A 20724-nucleotide genomic window follows, 5' to 3' on the forward strand; every position below is an offset into this window, starting at 1 on the left:
CCTTCCTGCCATTTTCGATTAGGTGTCACATTCTTGATTCCTCCATGAATGCGACGCTCGTTGTAAAACTTCACGAAATCGTCAATTGCAAGCTGGGCGGCGGCGGCCGTCCGATTCATAATAACTGTCGAATTCATACCGGATCAGTAGCTCACGCTCTAAAATGCTATGATACGCTTCTATATAACTATTTTCCTCCGGCGTCGCCACGTGCGTAAACTCTTGCTCCGCCTGCTGATCACGTAAAAACCGCTTTACCAGATGCGAGACGAATTGAGAGCCATTATCATTGCGGATTTTCACCCCTTTTAAGCCATAGGCTCGCTGAATGTGCAGAAAAGCTCGGACGACATCGGCCTTCCGAATGCTTTTCTGGAAAAGGGAATAAAGAATTTTTCGGCTATATACATCCAAAATACTGTAAAGCAGATAATTCCGCTTCTCGCCTTTCACCCAAACATACTTGATGTCATGACAGAGGTACTCTAAAGGGTATTGAGCATCGATTTTCCGGTGACTTACCCACTTGCGAGGACCTGTTGATCGGATCGTGATGCCCAGTAAAAGATTATGCTCTTTTAAGAGTCGATATACTTTCTTGGGATTAATCCTATAGCCCTGTTCCCGCAGATGATCGGTCATCTTTTGATAGCCATAACAAACGAGTGGATCCTCTAGCAGTTGACGCACCGCGTCGATCACCGTCTGGTTAGTGACTCTTCCTCCACCCGCTAGTGGGGTATGAGTGGAAGCCTGGCGCCCTCTACGCCCCGATTTAGACTGATAGTAGAAGCGGCTTTGTGCTAATCCCAACCAGCGGCAAAGCTTCTGGCGTGAGATACGATCCTGATATTGATTCACCAACATCACTTTTTCATGGGATGGACACCCGTTTTTTTTAACAGTTCGGCCATTACCTCCAGCTCCAAGGCCTGTTTAGCAACGATACGCTTAAGCCGTTCGTTCTCAAGTTCGGTCTCCCGGGCTTGGTGGTCAACTCTCTTATAGCGGTTCGATAAGCCGGCTAAACCGCTGTTTTCGTACTTATGCTGCCACTTACGTAGCAGAGAAGGCGATAGATTATATTTACGGCAGGTCTCCGTTTTACCCTCTCGTGAGGCCTCCTTCAGAATCGATTCTCGATGCTCCGGTGTAAATACGCGTTTTTCCTTTTTCATTTCCTTTAAAGTTAGTGACAAATCCTTTTTAGATTTTGTCTCCAACTATTTATGGGGCTAAGACAAGATAGCTCACGAACGATCTGTTTGCTCTGATCTATTAGTTCTTTCAACTGAGCACTATCGTTGTCTATCGTGGTTATGGTGGTACGGCGGCCTTCCTTCCGGACGCGTTTATTGCCGGCCACGTATTCGCTCGTGTTATGACTACGATCCCAGTTGCTATTGTTTTCCGCCCGGAATGCGGCTAGCTCATCAGCTAACCGATTAATGGAGCCTTGTGTAATTGGCTGAATCGACGCTCGGTTCCTCTGAGCTGATGCCATCGCGCCCAGGGCTTTCTGGGAGGCAATGCCGGTGGTTTCGTGCAGCAACACCCCTTTTTCCGATGCCAGCCGTTTGACATCGGCCCACGGAAACGGGGTATGGCCGCCGTCATTGATGGCATCCAAAAGACTGGCGTAGCGGCCGGCCCGGGACTTACGGGTGATGTGCTCCCCGCCTTCGACTTCCACGTCGTTGAAGGCGCCGGTTCCCCGGATCCCGCCCTGTTCGTGGGATGGGCCTTCGAGCCAGCCCCCTTCCCGGAAGGTTTGGGAGGCACTTGATGCATTGGCGGCTTTTACCTTGGCTTTCAGTGAGGCAAACGTTCCAAGGATGGTGAAGCCCGCGGCAATAGCGGAGGCCAGACCAACGAGGCCGAATTTTGAATTAACCCGGTACTGCTCCGAAATAGCGGCAATCAGGTTAGCAACCGTCAGGGCATTCGTTGAAATCAGCGCGCCCGATTCCAGCAGCATTTGAGTTTTGATAGCCCGGCGACGTACCTGTTCTTCCTGGGCTTTTTGTGTCTTTAGGGCATCAAGCTCCATCTGCCGCAGGGAAAGATTCGAGGCCGTTCCGGACTCTTGAAGACGTTTCTCTTCCGAAATCTGCTCCTGTTTTTTTTGAATCTCCTCGTCGATCTTGCGGATGCGTTCATTGCTGGCATCGATTGACGCCTGAGTCATTATCGTGATGGTATCGGTCATTGCCTTTTCCATCGACTGGACAGCCTGCACCTGGGCCGCAAAATCTTTTGCGAGCTTATCCTTCTTTTCGGGGTCTTTTTCGTTTTTGCTTGGGTCGCCGGCTAGTAGTTCATAAATACTTCCAAAAGCGGGTTGCCGTTGTAGCTGCTTGAGTTGCCCCTGGACCGTAGTGATTCGTTTCTGGATCGCCTGCCGCTCCTCTTCGGTGGAGGAGTCTCCAAACTGCTCAATTAACTTCAATCGTTCGAGCAACCCCTGGGCTTCCACCTCCAGCAACCTCATTTGGGCCTTTCGCTCCAGATCGTAGCGGCCACTGATTTGCGCTTCCGTTACGGCCTTTTCCGCGTCAGCTAATTTTCCTGCGTTCTGCTGCTCATTTAGTTTCAGCTTGCGTTCCAAATCCAGCTGTGCCAGTTCCTGATCACGAGCTTTGATAAGTCGTACCTCATCGTTTGACCCCTGTCTGACCAGCTTTAGAATTTCACTGTATTTCTGGCGAACTTTCGTTACCTGCTGGTCGTATTCACTACCAATTAATTCATCGACCTTGTCTTGGTGCTCTTGCACTTCGTCGATCTCTTTTTTGTAGAACTCCTGCTGCTCCCGCTGCAGCCGGTCGTTGACCGCCTGACGACGGCGTTCGAACAGTTCAACTTCACCCGTTGACAATTCGGTCGACGTGTCGGCGATCGGATCCCCGTTTTTGTCGAACTTTCCGGCCTTGGCACCCGCGGCCAGCTGCTTTAATTTCAGAAAGGCCTGCTCTTCCTGATTGATCATCAGGGTATCGAGCCGGGCCTTTTCCTGCAGGTAGGCCGATGAGTCTTTTTTCAAAGACTCGAGTCGTTCCTTACCGTATTCGTTCTCCAGATCCTGCAGTTCGGACTCGTATTTCTCCTTTAAATCGAGGGCTTTTTTCTGCTGGGCGGAAAGGATTTTAGCCTGCTTTTCGCCGGCTTTCTTCTCTTTGGCCTCATCATCGAGTGCGGCCTTGGCAGTGGCTTCATCCCGCATCTGCTTCTGTTTCTGGGCCGACTTGAGCTGCTCTTCGGCCACCTTGACAGCCTGTTTCGCGGCCGTCAGCTCGGCTCCCTCCGCCGTGAAGGTTTTACCCTTCAACAGCCCGCGATCGGCCACATCCTTGTACTGGGCCCGGGCCTGAACAACCTGCTGTTTGCGGAACTCGAGTTCTTTTTCAGCAGCCTTAATCTTCGCCAGCGTTTCGTCATACTCCTTGCCAGATTCTTTCCGCTCAACCTCAAGGCGCTCGTTCAAGCTAGTCGCAACTTGTTGACGGGCCTGGCTGATAATCGACTTCACCCGGGCCTCTTTGGCAGCTGCTTTTTCCTGATCTTCTATATTGCTTCTGCGCTGTTCTAGGAATGCGTCAATGCCGGCATCTATTTTTCCTGTCAGCATATAGGCTCTTGCAAACGCAATCAATTCGCTTTTACCACTGCGGAAGCCATTAATCATCCGAGTAATGCCCTGCGTTATTTTCCGGAAAAAACCATCCTGCGACTCGCCCATGTCCCGGAACAGGCCCACAAAGGCCGTCCCCAGCTTGTCCAGATCCGTGGCCAGGTTGTTGATGTTCGTCTTTTGCTGGGCGTAGGCGGTGTTGGTGCCGGTCAGCGAAGCGGTCAGGCCGTCGATTTCCTTCCGATTATCGAGGATCTGTTTAGCCGCCAGTACGTTTTCAACCCCAAACTCCTTAGTGATCTTAGTGGTAGTATTAAATTTCTTCGAAGCGTTCTCCAGTGCCGTGCTCAGGCCTACTACAGAAGGGCGCAGGTCTTTATCGGTTGAACTCTCAAGTTTTAGGAAGATATTCCTCATTTGAGTCCCTGCCTCTGCCCCGAGCACCATATTCTTAGCCAGTATTTGGACTAAGGCATTACTCTGCTCAAAGCTGATGCCGGCCGAAGCCAGCGCAGATCCAGACGCTTTGAAGGCCGCAGCCGTGTCCTTTATCTCCGACGAGCCCTCCTTTGCTCCGGCCGCTAAGACGTTCACAAAACGGCTGGCCTCTTCCGCTCCGGCATTGAACTGGTTCAACGAGCCCAGCAGCGATTCGGCGGCTTCTTCCAGGGAAATATTGCCGGCCGCATCCTGAAGGGCTATCACCTCCTTGGTCGTCTGCACCAGCAGTTCCTTGTTCTCCAGCAGTTCGGGTTTGATTGAGCCGACCGTCTGGAAGGCCTGCACCATGGCCAGCGCCGACTTGCCGGTTTCCTTCTCAAACTCGATCGCCTGGTCCCGCAGGAACTTGAGATCGTCACCCGTGGCCCCGGTGATGGCCGATAACTGCGATAAGGCCCGGCCAAATTCAGCCGGACCCCGAACGACCAGATCAAAGGCTTTGTCCAGGGCGAACAGTCCCCCGACGATGCCCGTCAGTTTACTGCTCAGGTTCTGGCTCAGGTTTCCCAGCTGACCACCCAGACCGCCGGAACCCGAACCGGATCCGGAGCCTCCACCCCGTCCGGATCCGGGCGTAAACCGGCCCCGGCTGTCACGGCCCTGACCACCATCCCGGTTCTGGCCTTCGCGGCCGCGGTTAAACTTCTGCTGCTCGTCGTTGAGCTTTTTAAGCTGATTGGTAACGGTTAAAATTTCCTTCTGCAACCGGGCGTATTTACCGACTGCGGTAAACTCAGCCTGCCGGCGGTTTAGCTCAGCCTGAACGGCTTGCAGCCGTTTGATTTCGGCTTCGTAAGATTTAGCCGAGTTTGTGATCTGGGCGTAAATGCGGGTATTCTGGAGCAGCTTCGAATTGTAGTTGGTCGCCGATCGGGCCGCTTCTTTAAAGGGGTCACTCTTTTTGGCACGGTCTTCTTTGTCGGCTACTTTATCAAATGCAAAGCCGACCTTCTCCAATTTTTCGAGAATTCGCAGGTCAAGATCCCATATACTTTCGACTGGTTCAGCCATGTTATTTCTAGTTTAATTAGTTCGATGGATTGGTTTAACGCTTTCGTAAACTGCCTGCAAACGCTCGTTGGTAACATCCAGGAGTATCCCCATCCGGTTCACCAATACATCGGTTTTCTCGGCTCGGGCCTGCTGAAAGAACATGGTTAAGCTTAGGTAAAATAGGTTGGGCTGGGTGAGTTCGATCCACTCTTCAATGGCGTCGAGGAGCAGAGAAGGAAGGTTAGGTTCAGAGTCCTTGCCGTTCATAAACTGGGCGGCTGGAATCATGTTACCTTTTAGCGTTTGAATAATGTAGGCCTCCAGCAGAGCGCATTCATTGTCGGTATGATGTTCGGCGGTCAGCTCTTTCAATAGTCGGTCTTTTAAACTCTTATCCATTGAATGAAAATTTACTGGACCGAACACGAACCCTTTCTAGTGATAGAATTGATTTACCCGCTTCAAATAATAGCCTGAACAACAGAGGCACTTGTTGCTTATGACCGCAGTCAGTATTGAACGATTTCACTGATTTAATTCCAAAACTTTGCATCTTTTCGCTGCGGAGTTAAGATTAATGACTGTATTTCTGATACCTTCTTTAATGCCTTAATTTACAACAATTTAAGGCTTTTTACAAGCTCATATTCTTTACTGTTGATCAGTAAAAGCAGTCTCTTTTCTACAGTTCAACGAAAACTTTAATTTGTTTATGTCTCGTAATACAGGTTACAGATTTTATTCTCAGAATGAGAAAAAAAATGTTCTCAAAATGAGAAGATATCTTCTCATTTTGAGAACATTTTAAGTTTAAGTCGGGATGGAGTCGGCATTAAGTCGGCTACAGGACTTAATAGCTTATGATGTTATTTATAGTGATTAACTGCAAATACATAAGATTCCGTACCTATTTTCTCCAGCGTAACCTTAATTGAGCCACCTGACGGGGGGTACAACATTACCGTGTCTCCTAACAACATATTATTTTTCCTACCGTTAAAAACGGCATAGACTCCTGTAGCTTTACCACTAATAAACTCGTCTTGTACCCCTACAAAGTACTCCCCATCAATCGGCCGTGTGAGTGATTCGTTCCCGCCCCTTGGAAGGGTGATTCTTTTTAAGTCAACGGGTAAGTTTAGTACTTCATCGTAAAACTTAGCAGTGCCTTTGAATCTCTCCGTTTCAACAGCAATAATACTACTCGCATTGATAACGGTTTTAAATCTAGCAATCACATTGCTGATGATGCTGTCGACTTTACTTGTGTCCGAACCTGAATTATTTCTTATTTTTTTTAAGTCTTCAATTAACTTTTCTAACTCCTCATTTTCTGTAGTTACAATTGTTGATTTAGACTCAAGTATTCCGACAATCTGGCCTAATTGCCGGTTGGTGATTTCGGAATTTTTAATAGAATTTTGCTGATAGTTACTATCTCTTGTAATAATAATGTCCCCATCTGGTTTGTCTATTCTTTTTTGCAGCAAGCCAGCCCCAAAGCCAAGTGCGGCACCCAGCAGCGTAGTAACTATGGCCACAGCCCACACTTCTGATATAAACATTCTTTTTTTTGGTTTAGTAGATGGTTTCTCCATGATTTGAAAGTTTAACAGGATTTGTAGTCCTTATAAGTTGATTTAAAAATAGATAGATTACAAAATATAGTTTATCCCCTTAAGATAAGAGGTTTATAGGCAAGTGGAATGGCTTAATTCCTACATAAATAAAAAACCATCCTTTCTGCTGGATTCGGATCATAATTCATATTGACCATCTAGGTAAAAAAACTTATCTAGGTGGTCAACATTTGATAGGAATCAAGTGGGACTTGAACTTGAGAACCCCTTTGAAAAGCCATAATCCTAGTCGTATACTCCGTTCATGGCCTGGTCAACTTCATCGGTGTCCAAGTCATTTAAATAGGTTTCCGTCTGTTTTATCGACGAGTGCCCCAGCGCCTGCTTCAGAGCGTAGATATCTACCTTCTTGCGCTTTGCCATTTGAGCAAATGAGTGGCGGGCAGAATGGGTTGAGATTGGTTTTTCGAAATCCAGCAGCTGGGATGCATCCTTAAGGTACTTATTGGCCATTGTGGTCTTATTCTCAATCTCAATCAATAGCCTATATTCGTTTTCTTCGACAGTTTCGGAGGGGTCGTGTTCCCATTTGAGCCAGGGAATCAGAAAAGCGTCAGGCCGCTCCGGACAGTGGAATTCGCTGATCAGCGCCCGGGCCTTCTCGTTCAAACGGATGGACATGAGCTTTTTGGTCTTGCGCTGCACAAACTCCACCCGGCTTCCTTCTTCGGTTACATTGTGGTTGCGCAGAGTCAATACATCTGATATTCGTGATCCGTATAAGTGGAACTGGAGCAGGTAGGTTTTCAGGCTTCGGGCAAGGGGGCGTTTGTGGGTGCTCATCGCAAGTTGCTCCAGCTGCTGAATCTGATCCTGCCGGAGTTTGACCTTGGGCACTTTGATGGGTTTGGTTTTAAACCGCCGGAAGGGCAGTTTAGAAATCAGGCCATCGGCTAACGCGTCGCGTACAACCCATGCCATCCAGCCAAACCGCCTGTGCAGTGTATTCTCGTTGTTGGGTTGATCGGTTTTAGTGCGGCACCAACGAAAGAAATCAATTAGAAACTCATCGGTCACCTCCATGAGCTCCAGATCCGTTTGTTGAAGCGTATGCAAGTACTGACGTAATGTGTGCAGGTAGGAGGTGTACCGCTTTGCGCTGGCGAGGTTTTGATTTCTATTTTTTAAATGGATCAAAAATTCAGCATGTTTCAGGAATGAGGTAGATGCTGGGTCGGCTTTTGGCAGGACGGGCTGCCGGCTTGCCTTCCAGCTGGAGTAATTGATTTGTAAGATTTCCGGACCAGAGAAACCCTTCCCTTCTGCCTCGAAGGCTTCTAGGATCTCTTCTATTTGGCACCGGCGCTCCCGGATCTTTTCGTTGAGCGTCAGATAGCCAGGTTCGTAGAGGTTCACCTGGCCACTGATATTCCAATTGGCTGGATTGATATAGCATAGGGTTTGATAGGAAAGCTTACGACGGTGGAAAATTCTGATTTTGATGGGCCAGCGACCATCTTTTCTTGGTTTATTGATCAGAACAATTGCAATTGTTGCCATAATGAAAGATAAAAAAAGGCCGTAATACTACGGCCCGGATGGTGAAAAAACTGTTGGTGCTTAACGTTTGCCGTACATCTGTCTGAGGATTCGACAGAACCGAAAACCGTTCCAGATCTTAAGGATGAACAAGACTACATAAACCAGTTTAATTCCTGTATATCCCAAGTAATCAAAGACTAGCTGTATTATCATGGCTTTATTTCTCAATTAAGCTAAGCTGGCAACAAAGGCGTTTTCTTTAGGCTATCGGTCGATGCTGACGAAGTTGAAGTTCTGGAGCTTAGAAATGAGCCCTGAAACTCGTTAACAATTTGTAAGACTTTATCTAAATGGCCTAAGCGTTCGCAAGCCGCAAGAATGGACTCCCCTTTTTGAAGTTCAAACGTACTGGCATTGATACCGTAATCCTGCTTCAATCGGGCATAGATGTTAGAGTACGTTTCTTCATGGGAGAACCGCGTTCCCTGGCAATATTGATTAACCGCCTCACGAATCCTATCCCGCAGTTTAGGCTCTGAATCCGGCTCGACATAATCTTCTGTCTTTTCGTGCGACTCCTCTGTAGTAGCGGAGGCAATTTCTAATTGTTGCCCCTCGCCGGCCGGAGCTTCGTGGCTATGTGAAGGTGTTTCCGGCTCCGGTTGTGGTAAGGAAAATGGGATAGAATTGGTTGAATGTAAATTGCCCAGCACAGCATTAAGTTGCTCGAAAGTTTTGAATTGGCTGGTAACAAAACTCTTAAATGCCTCTTCCAGGATAGCGATTCGACTTTCAAGGTCTGTTGCAGGCCTGTGGTTTTCATTGGCTAGCCCCTGAGCCTGTTGATCACATGGGCGATCCTTCGTAATAAAATCAGTCAGGCTTCCCCGGGTGGGAAGGCGTTGTTTTTTTAACTCCCTTTTTACAGAAATCAGAGCAGCGGCAACATTTTTTCCTTTGCCTTTTGGCTCGTTTAAAGCAGCCTCAATGGCGGCCTCCAGGCTAAGTATGTATAGAAGCCGTTTGCCCTCGGATTTAAAACTAACGTATTGTTTCTTTTGAAGCCATCCAAATTTCAGAATACGAGCCTTCATCCAGTCGGTGAAGTAGCGATCCTTCGTGCCGCCCCACAGCTTGTAAAGGTCGTAAGCGTACACGGCCGCACGTCCACCGATTGTATAAACACTGGGGATCGTGCTACTGCCTGGCAGGCAGTTGGGTACCGCCGGTTGATCGGTTGCTATATTGCTCATGGGATTATGCGAAATCGCTCGGTTTGATGGGTTCGACGCTTGATAGGTCAACTTTTAAGGCCTTACATCCAGACTGGACTTCTGTTTCACAGGCGATGTAAGTTGGAACAGTAACGGTTAGCTTATCCATTATTCTGCCCCCCTTCCATTCGCTCGGCGAGCTGCTTAATAGCCTGTTCCGTTTCACCCAACTGAGCCACAAACGTCATCAGGTAGATCATACGGTACGTCGTATTCATCCGGTAAGGCTCCGTGTCGTCTTCGCTTCCAAAAACCCAGCGCCCAATAACATCCCTAAGGGTTTGGATCCACCCACCGGCCGAGTCTGTATCCAGAAAATCCGTAATCAACCCTTGCCTTTCGGCCTGCAACTCCCCAATTCTTTCGGATAAGCTACTGCGCAGACCACTGTTAACCGGTGGGGCGATGGCCGGTGGTGGAGGAACTAATACTGTGTTGCTGGGTTGTATACCCTCGGCTTGGTAACCCGCGCCACGATCCGACTTGTCCAGGAAGGTGTCCCTAATCTGCACCGCATCGTTAAGTTTGGCCAGGAAAGTAACTAGTTCGGTAATATTTAAGGCGGTTGCGTTGTCATACCGATTGCTTGCCTTAAAATCAACCTGGTCTATCCAGCCCTGCAACACGTCATTCAACGATTCGATCCAGGCGCCTGCGTCGCATTTTGCAAACAGTTCATCAGCTAGCTTGAGAATCTTACCCTCCCACTCTGCAATCTCCTTCGCAAACTTATTAGGCTTGCAGTCTAAATGGTTTTCGGGAGGCAGTTGTTGCTTGATGGCCTGATCAATGACGTGCTCAAAGGCTCCAAAGAGGTTGCGGTAGTGCCAGCGTTCAGCTTCCGATCCGAGCATCATAAGCTCGGATGTCAAAAAGTGACGATGGATTTTTTCTAAACGCGCCTTAAGTGCCAACCCCTTATCAGGGCGTGCCGCTTCCGTGGCAATGTAGCGTCTTGGATGGGCAATACCTGGCTCCCCAAGTGAATGTTCCCGCCGTTCGTCCTGCTGGGTTGAGGGTTCGGCCTGATTTTGCACCGATGGCTCAAAATGTGGGGTTTGGGTTGTGGAAGCCCCTTCCCGGGTGTAATTTTGTCCCGTTAACATTTTCACAAAAAGTTTAAGTGTTAATAAAAGGACCCCGTCGCTGCTACTGTCCAAGGTGTCAAGCGACGGGGTTACTCGTTTACAGACGGCTCAAATAATCAATTTCTATTCCCCGAAGGATAAGCCATGAAGCTTGTCCCTACTTGAATTAACCGTTTTTAAGAATTTGTTATTTGAGTCAACAGTCAAATTTAGACATTGCCATACTGAATAGCAAGGTGTAGCAAGCTAAAGCAAGGTGTTTATTAGAAAGTTTATAGAGGGGAAACCTTTAATCTGATAAATGGTAGAGGTTGACTTACTTTAATCCACTTAATCTTTTCTTTATTTCTTCTGACCGCTTTTTTAATGCCTCTGCACTTACTGCTTCGATGTTATCATACAGATAGTTAATCGCCCTTGAGAGAACATCTACCTGCTTTTCACCAAGAATCTCTGCCATGGCGATTATCTTACTATTATCAGATTCAGATATGGCGAATGTCTTATTATGTTTCTTCATCGGCAGACAATTTTTCTAAAATTACCATATCACACAGTATGAAACAAGGTTATCCAAGGTAGAGCAAGGCAAACTAATCATTTTGTTTCGTAGATAGGAAAGAATAACAACTCCATATGCACAAAAAAAATCAGCCCGGCTTCAATGAAGCCGGGCTGATCTAGCAGAGACTAAAATTCCTTGTTGTTCCCTTCAAAGATACACAAAAGCCCTGGGTTATAATACCATTGTCTCAGCTTTATGATATAATTATTATATAAAAGTTGCCTTGAATGGTACTTATTTGTTATAGTTGCACAGCAACAGACTAAAACTCCATGATGATTGAGCAACCTGACCGCATCGACCCCGGCGAAATTTACCGCCTTGTACCCGGTGAGCGCCTGCAAATCCCCCTGTATTCATCCTACGTAGCCGCGGGTTTCCCCAATGCTGCTGAGCACTACATCGAGAAAGTTATTGACGCCAACGACCTGTTGATCCACAACGAGGAAGCTACCTATTTTGTCCGGGTGGGTGGTGATAGTATGTCCGGCGACCGCATTGAGCCGGGGGATATCCTGGTGGTGGACTGTTCGGTCAAACCCACCGATGGGCGGATTGTCGTGGTGATCTTAAACGGTGAGCACGTCTGCAAGCGCATTCATTACGCGGGACGGATGGTGGTGCTCCTGTCTTCGAATCCCAAGTACGATCCCATTTACGTGCACGAAGGCGAAGATTTTCGGGTGTTTGGCGTAGTCACGCGGGTTATCATGAAGACGTTATGAGAGTTATTGGAATTGCGGACGCTAATAATTTTTACGTAAGCTGTCTTCGCAGCTTTAATCCGAAACTCATTGGACAACCCGTTATTGCCCTTTCCAACAATGACGGCTGTGTGGTGGCCCGCTCGAACGAAGCAAAAAAATTAGGGATCAAAATGGGTCAGCCACTCTATCAGATTCAAAAGAAAGTGGCTGACTACAACGTGCAGGTATTCAGCAGTAACTACGAGCTGTTCGGGGATATGTCCCGGCGTGTCTTTGGTACAATGCAGCGGTTCGTGGGCGAGTTTTTTCCCTACAGCGTCGATGAAGCCTTTTTCGCGTTCGACAGCTATGAGCACATAGACCCGGGCGTCGAAGAGTTCTGCCGGTTTATCCGCCAGACGGTGGACCAGTGGACCCGCATCCCCATCAGCATTGGCTTGGCCGAAACGATGACGCTGGCAAAGGTGGCTAATAAGTGGGCTAAGTCGCACCCGGAATGCCAGGGTGTGTTCTGGCTGGATACGCCTGAAAAGCGCGATGAGATCCTGGATCAGTTTCCTATCGAGGATTTATGGGGTGTAGGACGGCAGTATCAGGAGCGCCTAAAGCGGCACGGCATCAAAACGGCTCTGCAACTGAGTCGAATGCCCCACGACTGGATTCAGCAGTTTATGACGGTGGAAGGTCTCAGGCTGATCTACGAACTTCAGGGCATTCCCTGCCGCAGCCTCGACACGGAGCCCTTGCACAAAAAGTCCATCTGTGTGGCCCCCAGCTTCGGCCGCAAGGTGACCCAGTATAGCACCGTTTACGAAGCGATGGCCACCTATCTGGCCCGGGCCGCTGAGAAGCTCCGGCGGCATGGCTCAGCAGCGGGGGTGGTAACCGTGTTTCTGCATACCAACCGGTTTGACCGGATCGGTCCCCACCACTACGGTAGTCAGTCGGTGGCCTTACCCCATCCGAGCAGTTCGACAACCGAACTATTGAATTATGCCGAGCCCCTTTTAAAGGCCATCTGGCGGGACGGCTACGACTTTCAAAAAGTGGGTGTAATCCTCAACGAGATTGTGCCGGTGGAGCACCAGCAGAAGCTGATTTTTGCCGATTCGCCGGATCCGCGTTATAACGTGCTGAGTCAGGTCGTCGACCGACTGAACCAAAAGCATGGTCGGGATAAGCTCCGGGTGGCGGCCCAGGGCTACGATAAAAGCTGGAAGATCAAGCAGCGCTACCAATCGCCGTGCTACACCACGAAATGGAGTGATATTTTAACTGTAAAATAATAACCTATACTCTTAAGAATCCGCTTTTTTCGGAAGGTTTAACCGATCATCGCTTTCGGATTACACCTGCTAGACACCACTAATAAGTAAAAATATTTGACCACTCGGAAGAGACCTCAACTTTCTTTTTGACGGGGTAACTAAATTGACCGCTCTACTTTATTTGATTATTTTTGATCTCACTTCCTTTACAAACTATGTCGCATAAAGGTTGATATGGTCCTGAAAATCCGGACACGAAACTTTGTTAACTTCGTGTACCATGAACCAATTCCAACAACCAAAACGGAAGTATACCGCTGAGTTTAAGGCCGACGTGCTGCGGCTGGTTGCCAATGGTGAACCCATTATGGCCGTAGCCCGTAAGATGGGCATTAGTGATAGTCTGATTCACGCTTGGCGAAAAGCGGATGGGAAAGGGGAAAAGAAACCCGATCAAAGCCTTCAGCAGGAAGTTGATAATTTACGCAAGCAGCTACGCCAAGCTGAGATGGAGCGCGAGATATTAAAAAAAGCTGTCGCCATTTTCAGCCGACAGACGTAAGGCAAATCTATCGATTTATTCAGGCTGAAGAAGGTAATTTTCCTGTACGATTGCTCTGTAAAATACTGAACGTCAGTAAGACTGCCTATTACACATATCGTAGTGGAACAACGTTCACTCCGTCAAATAACAATCTAACTATGACCACAGCCATCGACAAGATCTTCTGGGAAAACTCAAGGCGCTATGGCAGCCGTCGTGTCCTGGAAGCGCTGAAAGAGCAAGGCATCAGGGCTGGTCGTCATCGGGTACGTCGTTTGATGCAGCAACAGGATTGGCGAGCCATTCAACCGCGTAGTTTTGTGCCGAAAACGACTGACTCCCGGCATGGCTTAACGGTTTGTGCCAATCGGTTGATTGAGTTGGGTAAGCCAACTGCACCGAACCAGGCTTGGGTGGGCGATATCACGTATCTACCTCTTTCAGGTGGTGTATGGGCTTATCTGGCGAGTTGGATGGATTTGTTCTCTCGGCGTATTGTCGGCTGGTGGGTCGATACACACATGAGAGAAAGTCTGATTATCAAAGCATTTGACCAAGCCATTCAGTTGCGTCAACCCAAACCGGGCTTGATTGTCCATTCGGATCGAGGTGGCCAGTATTTCGGGCATCATTTCAGAAAACGACTTGATAGATGGCAGTGTAAGCAAAGTATGGCCGAAGCGGATAACCCTTACCAAAATGCTCATGCCGAGTCTTTTTGGGGTCGATTAAAAGCAGAGTTGTTAGAAGGTGGCTGTTTTATGAACCTACAAGATGCTCGCGACGAGTTGTTTAACTATATTGAAGGGTATTATAATGTGCGTCGATTGCACTCGGCGTTAGGCTACCGTTCCCCAATTGCTTTTGAAAACCAATTTTACCAAACAGTTTTATCAAACTCTCAAAAGTAAAGTGTCCGGCCAAACAGGACCACCCCAGGTCCCATCATCTGCGTGGAAGATGATGAAGATGATCAGTTTTTGCTTAAACATTCCTTTCAACAACTGGATATTCCTAATCCCATTCGGTTCTTTGCCAACGGGGAAACGGCCTTAGAGTACTTACATACCACCTCGGAACAACCCTTCCTAATTCTGTGTGATATTAACATGCCCCGCCTAAACGGAATCGAATTACGCCGTCAGATCAACGCTAGTGCCTATCTAAGGAAGAAGGCCGTCCCCTTCGTGTTTCTGACCACCTCTGCAAACCCAGAAATGGTAAGAGAAGCTTACGATGAGAGGGTTCAGGGGTTTTATCAGAAAGCTGCAACAATTACTAGACTTCAGCAGCAGCTGAAACAAATTATAGAGTATTGGCAAGGTTGCTTGCACCCAAACAGTTTTGATTAATAATTTTCAACAAAACGACCTGATCAGTAGCCAAGTGGTACTAGGGCAAACACGTTACTCAAGCTGTATAACAGGTCCCCCAGGGCTACGCGTAGGATAGTGGGGCAATGGGGCAGCAACCCTGAGTCCGCAGGGTTGCGCGAGTACGCATCTTCCGTTTTCTCTGTCTTATCTGCTCCAGGCCCAACAAGTCCGGATCGTTTTTGTTATAGCTCCATAAGCGTGCTGTTTTTAAGGGAACAACCACCGTTGGTTGTACTGGCCGGGCTTCAAAGAGAGGCCCGGTTTTTTATTGCTGGCACTTGTAAAGGATGACCCGTTTGTTTAAACATCCTTTTTAAAGAGTTCAACAAACGGGTATTGGCTGGTCCACTTCCTCATTTTGAGCAACATAATTAGAAAAAAAATATTGGTAGAGCGTGTTCAAAAAGGTACGTTAACTTACTTGCAGCATGTTCCTTTATTTCTCCTACCTATCTTCGGATGGATATACACTAAACTGTAGTCTGCATTCAGAGAGCCTTGAAATCCACCTGGATACATTAAATAGCTTTGTTGCATTCGGCTATGGGCTGATAGAAGCCTATCTGATTGACGAAGAAGGCCGGCGGACCGACTTACCCATTGAAGTCTTTGATGGCCGGCCCATCGGTCCTCATTTACGGGAATTGCAAGAGCAATACCAGTTGGTATTAAGTTTCTAAAGGCCCTAGTAGGATGAAAAACGCTAGTAGTAAGATAATTGCCCCTAGATATATTAAGCACCGTAACCTGTACTCGTATGTGGTTGTTCTTTTCTTCCCGATGTCTATTTGGAGAAGTCCACCCGTTTAGTCTCTACTGCCGCCAGATTGAGGAGCACTTCGAAGTGCTCAATAGCTTTGTAGCGGCCGGTTATAGGCTGGAAGAGGCCTATGTGGTGGATGAAGGCAAACGGATTGACTTGCCACTGGAGGCTTTTGACGGTCAGCCCATGAGTGCCTCCCTGCGCGAACTGCAGGAGCAGTACCAACAGGTACTTTCCTCCTAGGTAGACTATGCATCAGCCAGGTTAGCTAGTCTCTGGAGCCTCAAGCAAAAGCCCAAAGGTGGAATAATCCCACCTGATGATCTGTAAAAGCTTCACATCATCAGGTGCAAAATGTGCACAGAAAGGTACAGCCATTATTTTCGGCGTATTTACCAGGCGCCCGAAGAAAACTTTAGTATTGCTATCGAGTAAGAGTTACAGACCCGGTTTTTTGCCGGGTTCTGTTTTAAAGAAGTGTACAGGACCATTCAATAGGACTTTTGGAAGAAGTTAGCCTCTCCATAGTAGGTGGTCGTATTTTAGGATCTTAATGATTTGAGATTCGGTGAATCGCGTCTTTTTCATAAGAGTCAGTTTAAAATTAGCATTTTTCTCTAATTCTAAACGGTCCGAATTTTAGGGATACTTACACAGCCTTATTGTTCCATTTATATGACGATGGGCTGTATACGTATCGAATTACCTGCCTCCTTTTCCCCTTTCCAACAAAAAAAGCCCCCCGTTCTGGAGGCTTGGAATGACTGAGTGGTGACGGTGGTCTACGTTTTTTGGGGCGGCTTAAGCTTGTCTTTTCGCTTCTGCTCAAACTCCTTTCTTTCCCATGCAATCAGGCTGCAATTCGCCGGGAACTGCCGACGAAGCGGTTCAATATGGCGAGCCACCTGGTTGTGATTCTTAAGGATCATCGGCTCAGCACCGGAGCGAGCGTCTAATGCTACCGCCGTGCCGTGTACGCTGATGTAAAACTCTTGCCCTGTGGCATCTTCCAGACCTATTACAAAAGACATTGTGTGAAAATCTGAATCTGAATTAACGCTCATTTTGGTCTCAGCTTATTGGGTGTGGATGTGAGCCCTTCATTCCTTTCCTCAATGTTACTATTTTTTTGGGGACTCAACTCTCCTTTCTCTTCCTGCACTTTCCTTTTAAAATCCGGCTGTTCCATGAAGCTAATGGTTTGTCCTTCCTTGATGCTAACCTGTGCCTGTGGCTTGTGAAAGCCATTACTTTGACGTTCGATAGCTTTGAAAGTAACGGTATCGTTTGGCCCATTGTGTTGGAATTCCAAATGCTTCATAATTCGCTGGATCGTCGCGGCCGATTTGCTTTCATACATAAGTGTACCGTTCTGATCCATGATAGCGTAGGGCATCCGTTGAGCCTTTTCAACCTGGCGTTTTAAATCTTCGCAAAAGTCTTTGCCACAGGATTTATCAAAGCCGATACGCTTTCTTACTCCGGCAACGTCCAGAATTACTTCACTGACGGCCTGTAGTGCTGGCCCGGTTTGAGGAACGTGGATTGCGATCTGTCCTTCCTTCTGGGCGACGTTTATTAACTGGCTGCTTAACTCTTTAACGGCTGCCGGATCATTGGCCAGCGGACTAAATTGAGCGCGCAGGTTATCATTGTACAAACTCAGCCGGTCAAGAATAGCGGCACGATGGGTCTGATACTTTTCTGACTCAGGCAGCATATAGCCTATGCGGCCCAATCCCGTCACCGTTGCAGTTATAGGCAGGTGATTCGCCACAAGCTGCTGAACAAACTGCAAATCGTACTGATGCCCCTTCGTGTCATTATCAAAGGCCAGCGTTATTTTCCAGTCTGGTGACTTATCCAGAGAAGATATGTAGCGACTGATCGTGTTAGTCTGCTCTGATGTGAGCTGGCCACCCGTTGAGAAGTAAACGGTATCGAATGCATCATCACCCTTGATCGCGCGCAGTTGTTTATGAGCCATTGCGTCCAGTACACTTTCTGTTATCACAAAGTGCTGTGGCTTGGGGGGAACGTTGGAAATGAAGACACTGGCGTACCGGTCGCTGCCAGGTGCGTGTATCTTCAGGTTGTCATTGCGAATCTCAAAACCCATTACCTCTGGCGAATGCCCGTTGTAGTAAGGAAAGGCGACATTATGAAACGCGACATAGCGCCCGGCCGGATTGTTTTGAACAGTTAAAAAGTCATCCGTACGCCCCGTGTCTTTGTTGAGGTAAGAAACCTGGGTAAGCGCCTTGCCGGAAAACTCGGGACTATTGGAAATAGAGGGGTCGATGTGGCGTTTCAGGAGATAATTATCGGGCTCCAGTGGGCGAAGATCCAGAAGATCCTTTGTGAAGGTCTGCCGGGGGTTGGGGTCAGACTTCACCTCGACGGCCTGCCGATTTCGGGCCGTTTGGCTCGGGTCAACATTCAGGTAATCATAGAGTACATCCGTAATGTTTCTAAACTCATGTTGTCCTGGCCGGTTGAATGTAGAAAAGATGGTTGGCAGGCGGTTTCGTACAAAGTCAACAATGGTACCCGAGTCCGAGAAGTCCCCCGCCCGTTGGTAAATCTGCTGGGCAGGGTCCTGTGGATTCTTAACAATGATGGTGTCATTGTGCGTAGGGTGATGTAAGACGGGGCGGCTTAACCCCTTGTGAGCCTGCGGTTCATATCCATAGTGAACCGCCAGTTCGATTATTGAGACGTTGGCCCTCATCTCCTGAACGGGAATTAAATTAGGGAACCGCGTCTTTAATTCTTCAAATTTTGTGGTCATGGCGTTTATGATGCCCGGAGTTTTGGACCTGCCTTCTTAATTTGCTCGTTACCGTCGTCAGGCGTGCTCTGCTTGATTGCCTCCTGTTGGGCGTTACTGTTAATGGTGTGTCCTGTCTTCTGTTCTAGTCCGAGGGTTTGATCGGTCTTGGCTCCCTCGTTGTTAAGGGCGAGTTGCGGCTTAAACTTGTCTTCTGTTTTGATAGAAACCCCGGAGCGGCTTAGGTCCGAGAATTGAAGGCTCTGTTTGCCGACATTAATCGATACGGTTGCATCGTAGGGTTCGCCCTTTTGGTCCTTTAGGCCGCTAAGCTTAACCGGATGACCGCAGGCTAGGGCAATTTGCTGATCGCGCGTCAAATCAATTCCTAACAGTTTAGAAGGCAGCGTTTCGGGATTCACCCGCCAAACGTCCACCGTGTTGGTTTCTTTATCCACACGCAAAAAACCTGCCACAAAACCACCCTTCTCCGGCATTTGAATAGCCTGATTTACAAATCCTTTTTCTTTAAGCTCATCACGCTCCTGCTGCGTAAGCCGAATGTCCCCTACCTTATCTGGAATCAATAAATTTTCATGTACTGGTGTGACGCGAAGCTGCGGGCCTTGCTCGGTAATGGCAATCCGAAGGCGTCCCTGTAACTGGAGATCGTTCGGTAGTTCCAGGGTTAAAACGGGTGTTGATCGGCCATGAAACAGCGCCTTTTCTACATCAGGGTTGGCTGCCAGGAATTCTTTGGTAATGCCTACCTCGTCCAGTTTCTTTTGAAACTGAGGACGCTCAGCGCCGATCTGTTTGATAATGGCCTCCTGTTCAGCGGAGTTGAGATAGCCGTCCGTAATGGCGTACTGTGTTGCGGCTGCGGCCTGCTGTTGAGTAGGGGCTAAATTGTCGATAGCTTCGGCCTGAGTGCGGGCATAGGTGCTGTTTTGCATGGCAAAAGGTGCGTTTAAGTTGACATACGTAAAACTATAAAAATACCATAAACTCAGTAGCAATTTTTATACTTTTGTTCGCCAACAGTAGCAATATATGAACACATTGATTCATTTTATTGGGATTTTGACCGCATCACTGCTCTTATGTCACGGTGTAGTGATGGCGCAGGCGCCAGAGGAACCGGACTCTGTTCGGCAGGCGTGGGACTCGCTTACGGTGTCGCTGCTAAAGACCAGCCGGACCTATGCTCAGGTTGATCGGCTGATTCAAGCTATAGACTTACAGCCGGAATATCTTGACCGGCTGCCCTCTACCTTTCCTGTGGCGGTAACCATTAAGGAGTTTAGTGTTTCATCCCCTTTCGGACTTCGTAAACATCCAGTCCACAAGCAAACCCGTTTCCACGGTGGCATTGATGTGAGAGCAAAGAAAGGATTAGCTGTAACGGCTACCGCAGCGGGTATTGTTAAGCGGGTGGGATATGATCCGGGGCTAGGTGCCTTTGTCCAGGTGGTACATGGCTTTGGCTTTGAAACAATCTATGGGCACCTGGCGAGCTATTGTGTTCAACCAGGCGAGCCGGTTAACAGGGGGCAGGAGATTGGAAAGGTGGGCCAAACGGGACTAGCGACCGGCCCACATCTACACTATGTAGTAAGAAAGAATGGAGAATCGATAGACCCGCTGCACTTCTGTTTCCTGCTTAGAAGGCGCTTATGGCTGCTTAAAGAGGGGTCTGCTGGGGCTGATTGAAATCATCGTCTACAGGCAGTATCTTTCTTTCTGCTGGCTTAAAACCTAACCTGTTCATCTGCTCCACAAGTTTTGCACGGCCCGCCGTAAAAAGCCGTTCAAATTCCTCCAGCGACTCATTGATTTCAAGCAAGCTGTTACCGGGGGCTAAGATCATAGGTACGTCCTGCTGAGTGTCTTCCAGAATCCATGTCGGATTATAGCCGTACTGCCGGTAAAACTTCAGCAGCAGCACGAGCGACTCCGTTTTACCCTTTAAACCGTCTTCCATTCGGAGAACCACCAACCGGTCTAATCCCAATCGATTGGCTACCTCTTTGGAGGTCAAGTCCTCCCCTAATCGCTCCGACAAATGTTTGCGTACAAACCGCAACCGTTGACCAATCCCTTCTTTTAGCACATTCATTGT

The 20724-nt window shown here is 48.1% G+C and carries 21 protein-coding genes; 8 read left to right on the forward strand and 13 right to left on the reverse strand.

From position 1 onward, the window contains the following. Nucleotides 1-81: 81 nt before the first annotated feature. The 9 genes from ACFPMF_RS15300 to ACFPMF_RS15340 form a co-directional block, all read right to left on the reverse strand. Nucleotides 82-867 carry a DDE-type integrase/transposase/recombinase gene (locus ACFPMF_RS15300; protein WP_379846590.1) on the reverse strand — a complete coding sequence of 262 codons (786 nt, stop codon included), beginning with the start codon at nt 865-867 and terminating at the stop codon, nt 82-84. After that, a complete protein-coding gene (locus tag ACFPMF_RS15305) occupies nt 867-1178 on the reverse strand; it encodes a transposase (protein ID WP_379846593.1) in 312 nt (103 codons plus the stop codon). The genes ACFPMF_RS15300 and ACFPMF_RS15305 overlap by 1 nt, the downstream gene beginning before the upstream one ends. An 11-nt stretch (nt 1179-1189) precedes the next feature. Beyond that, nucleotides 1190-5143, reverse strand: coding sequence for a phage tail tape measure protein (locus ACFPMF_RS15310; RefSeq protein WP_379846596.1), 3954 nt, complete (start codon nt 5141-5143; stop codon nt 1190-1192). A gap of 12 nt (nt 5144-5155) precedes the next feature. Then, on the reverse strand, nt 5156-5524 hold the full coding sequence (locus tag ACFPMF_RS15315) for a hypothetical protein (RefSeq protein ID WP_379846599.1): 369 nt from the start codon (nt 5522-5524) through the stop codon (nt 5156-5158). A 467-nt stretch (nt 5525-5991) separates the two neighbouring features. After that, entirely contained in the window at nt 5992-6723 is a 732-nt protein-coding gene (locus ACFPMF_RS15320) for a hypothetical protein (RefSeq protein WP_379846602.1), read from the reverse strand. 267 nt (nt 6724-6990) lie between these two features. Beyond that, entirely contained in the window at nt 6991-8265 is a 1275-nt protein-coding gene (locus tag ACFPMF_RS15325; protein ID WP_379846606.1) for a phage integrase SAM-like domain-containing protein, read from the reverse strand. A gap of 215 nt (nt 8266-8480) precedes the next feature. Continuing rightward, nucleotides 8481-9500 carry a hypothetical protein gene (locus ACFPMF_RS15330; protein ID WP_379846609.1) on the reverse strand — a complete coding sequence of 340 codons (1020 nt, stop codon included), beginning with the start codon at nt 9498-9500 and terminating at the stop codon, nt 8481-8483. A gap of 122 nt (nt 9501-9622) precedes the next feature. Beyond that, nucleotides 9623-10681, reverse strand: coding sequence for a hypothetical protein (locus ACFPMF_RS15335; RefSeq protein WP_379846612.1), 1059 nt, complete (start codon nt 10679-10681; stop codon nt 9623-9625). Between the two features lie 244 nt (nt 10682-10925). Further along, entirely contained in the window at nt 10926-11129 is a 204-nt protein-coding gene (locus tag ACFPMF_RS15340; protein ID WP_379846615.1) for a hypothetical protein, read from the reverse strand. 320 nt (nt 11130-11449) lie between these two features. On the opposite strand from ACFPMF_RS15340, the gene ACFPMF_RS15345 reads away from it, so the two are divergent. The 7 genes from ACFPMF_RS15345 (at nt 11450) to ACFPMF_RS15375 (ending at nt 16075) form a co-directional block, all read left to right on the forward strand. Further along, nucleotides 11450-11899 (forward strand): LexA family protein, encoded by a 450-nt coding sequence (locus tag ACFPMF_RS15345; protein ID WP_379846618.1) that lies wholly within the window; start codon nt 11450-11452, stop codon nt 11897-11899. After that, nucleotides 11896-13167 (forward strand): Y-family DNA polymerase, encoded by a 1272-nt coding sequence (locus ACFPMF_RS15350; RefSeq protein ID WP_379846621.1) that lies wholly within the window; start codon nt 11896-11898, stop codon nt 13165-13167. The genes ACFPMF_RS15345 and ACFPMF_RS15350 overlap by 4 nt, the downstream gene beginning before the upstream one ends. Nucleotides 13168-13429: 262 nt before the next feature. After that, nucleotides 13430-13711, forward strand: a complete 282-nt coding sequence (locus ACFPMF_RS15355) for a transposase (RefSeq protein WP_379846624.1) — start codon at nt 13430-13432, stop codon at nt 13709-13711. A 17-nt stretch (nt 13712-13728) separates the two neighbouring features. Beyond that, nucleotides 13729-14604 carry an IS3 family transposase gene (locus ACFPMF_RS15360; protein ID WP_379847200.1) on the forward strand — a complete coding sequence of 292 codons (876 nt, stop codon included), beginning with the start codon at nt 13729-13731 and terminating at the stop codon, nt 14602-14604. A 42-nt stretch (nt 14605-14646) separates the two neighbouring features. Further along, entirely contained in the window at nt 14647-15045 is a 399-nt protein-coding gene (locus tag ACFPMF_RS15365; RefSeq protein ID WP_379846627.1) for a response regulator, read from the forward strand. A gap of 452 nt (nt 15046-15497) precedes the next feature. Then, entirely contained in the window at nt 15498-15749 is a 252-nt protein-coding gene (locus ACFPMF_RS15370) for a hypothetical protein (RefSeq protein ID WP_379846630.1), read from the forward strand. A gap of 164 nt (nt 15750-15913) precedes the next feature. After that, nucleotides 15914-16075 (forward strand): hypothetical protein, encoded by a 162-nt coding sequence (locus tag ACFPMF_RS15375; RefSeq protein ID WP_379846633.1) that lies wholly within the window; start codon nt 15914-15916, stop codon nt 16073-16075. A 539-nt stretch (nt 16076-16614) separates the two neighbouring features. On the opposite strand, the gene ACFPMF_RS15380 is transcribed toward ACFPMF_RS15375, so the two are convergent. Genes ACFPMF_RS15380 through ACFPMF_RS15390 form a run of 3 tightly spaced genes read right to left on the reverse strand, consistent with a single transcriptional unit; the run spans nt 16615 to nt 19558 of the window. Beyond that, a complete protein-coding gene (locus ACFPMF_RS15380; protein ID WP_379846636.1) occupies nt 16615-16896 on the reverse strand; it encodes a hypothetical protein in 282 nt (93 codons plus the stop codon). Then, a complete protein-coding gene (locus tag ACFPMF_RS15385) occupies nt 16893-18623 on the reverse strand; it encodes a toprim domain-containing protein (protein WP_379846639.1) in 1731 nt (576 codons plus the stop codon). The genes ACFPMF_RS15380 and ACFPMF_RS15385 overlap by 4 nt, the downstream gene beginning before the upstream one ends. A 5-nt stretch (nt 18624-18628) precedes the next feature. Continuing rightward, nucleotides 18629-19558 (reverse strand): DUF3945 domain-containing protein, encoded by a 930-nt coding sequence (locus ACFPMF_RS15390; RefSeq protein WP_379846642.1) that lies wholly within the window; start codon nt 19556-19558, stop codon nt 18629-18631. 97 nt (nt 19559-19655) lie between these two features. Between ACFPMF_RS15390 and ACFPMF_RS15395 the strand changes: the two genes are divergently transcribed. Beyond that, nucleotides 19656-20315 carry a M23 family metallopeptidase gene (locus ACFPMF_RS15395; RefSeq protein ID WP_379846645.1) on the forward strand — a complete coding sequence of 220 codons (660 nt, stop codon included), beginning with the start codon at nt 19656-19658 and terminating at the stop codon, nt 20313-20315. Here ACFPMF_RS15395 and ACFPMF_RS15400 read toward each other — a convergent pair. Beyond that, nucleotides 20287-20721, reverse strand: a complete 435-nt coding sequence (locus ACFPMF_RS15400; protein ID WP_379846647.1) for a helix-turn-helix domain-containing protein — start codon at nt 20719-20721, stop codon at nt 20287-20289. The genes ACFPMF_RS15395 and ACFPMF_RS15400 overlap by 29 nt on opposite strands. Nucleotides 20722-20724: the final 3 nt, after the last annotated feature.

This window comes from Larkinella bovis (genome assembly GCF_042655385.1).
Classification (GTDB): domain Bacteria; phylum Bacteroidota; class Bacteroidia; order Cytophagales; family Spirosomataceae; genus Larkinella; species Larkinella bovis.

Bases quoted from the DNA above. Each gene is read 5' to 3' on its own strand.
- ACFPMF_RS15355 (WP_379846624.1), top strand. From the start codon at position 13,430: ATGAACCAATTCCAACAACCAAAACGGAAGTATACCGCTGAGTTTAAG.
- ACFPMF_RS15345 (WP_379846618.1), top strand. From the start codon at position 11,450: ATGATTGAGCAACCTGACCGCATCGACCCCGGCGAAATTTACCGCCTT.
- ACFPMF_RS15395 (WP_379846645.1), top strand. From the start codon at position 19,656: ATGAACACATTGATTCATTTTATTGGGATTTTGACCGCATCACTGCTC.
- ACFPMF_RS15390 (WP_379846642.1), bottom strand. From the start codon at position 19,558: ATGCAAAACAGCACCTATGCCCGCACTCAGGCCGAAGCTATCGACAAT.
- ACFPMF_RS15320 (WP_379846602.1), bottom strand. From the start codon at position 6,723: ATGGAGAAACCATCTACTAAACCAAAAAAAAGAATGTTTATATCAGAA.
- ACFPMF_RS15310 (WP_379846596.1), bottom strand. From the start codon at position 5,143: ATGGCTGAACCAGTCGAAAGTATATGGGATCTTGACCTGCGAATTCTC.
- ACFPMF_RS15330 (WP_379846609.1), bottom strand. From the start codon at position 9,500: ATGAGCAATATAGCAACCGATCAACCGGCGGTACCCAACTGCCTGCCA.
- ACFPMF_RS15300 (WP_379846590.1), bottom strand. From the start codon at position 867: ATGTTGGTGAATCAATATCAGGATCGTATCTCACGCCAGAAGCTTTGC.
- ACFPMF_RS15380 (WP_379846636.1), bottom strand. From the start codon at position 16,896: ATGAGCGTTAATTCAGATTCAGATTTTCACACAATGTCTTTTGTAATA.
- ACFPMF_RS15350 (WP_379846621.1), top strand. From the start codon at position 11,896: ATGAGAGTTATTGGAATTGCGGACGCTAATAATTTTTACGTAAGCTGT.
- ACFPMF_RS15325 (WP_379846606.1), bottom strand. From the start codon at position 8,265: ATGGCAACAATTGCAATTGTTCTGATCAATAAACCAAGAAAAGATGGT.
- ACFPMF_RS15385 (WP_379846639.1), bottom strand. From the start codon at position 18,623: ATGACCACAAAATTTGAAGAATTAAAGACGCGGTTCCCTAATTTAATT.
- ACFPMF_RS15370 (WP_379846630.1), top strand. From the start codon at position 15,498: ATGTTCCTTTATTTCTCCTACCTATCTTCGGATGGATATACACTAAAC.
- ACFPMF_RS15400 (WP_379846647.1), bottom strand. From the start codon at position 20,721: ATGAATGTGCTAAAAGAAGGGATTGGTCAACGGTTGCGGTTTGTACGC.
- ACFPMF_RS15315 (WP_379846599.1), bottom strand. From the start codon at position 5,524: ATGGATAAGAGTTTAAAAGACCGACTATTGAAAGAGCTGACCGCCGAA.
- ACFPMF_RS15340 (WP_379846615.1), bottom strand. From the start codon at position 11,129: ATGAAGAAACATAATAAGACATTCGCCATATCTGAATCTGATAATAGT.
- ACFPMF_RS15305 (WP_379846593.1), bottom strand. From the start codon at position 1,178: ATGAAAAAGGAAAAACGCGTATTTACACCGGAGCATCGAGAATCGATT.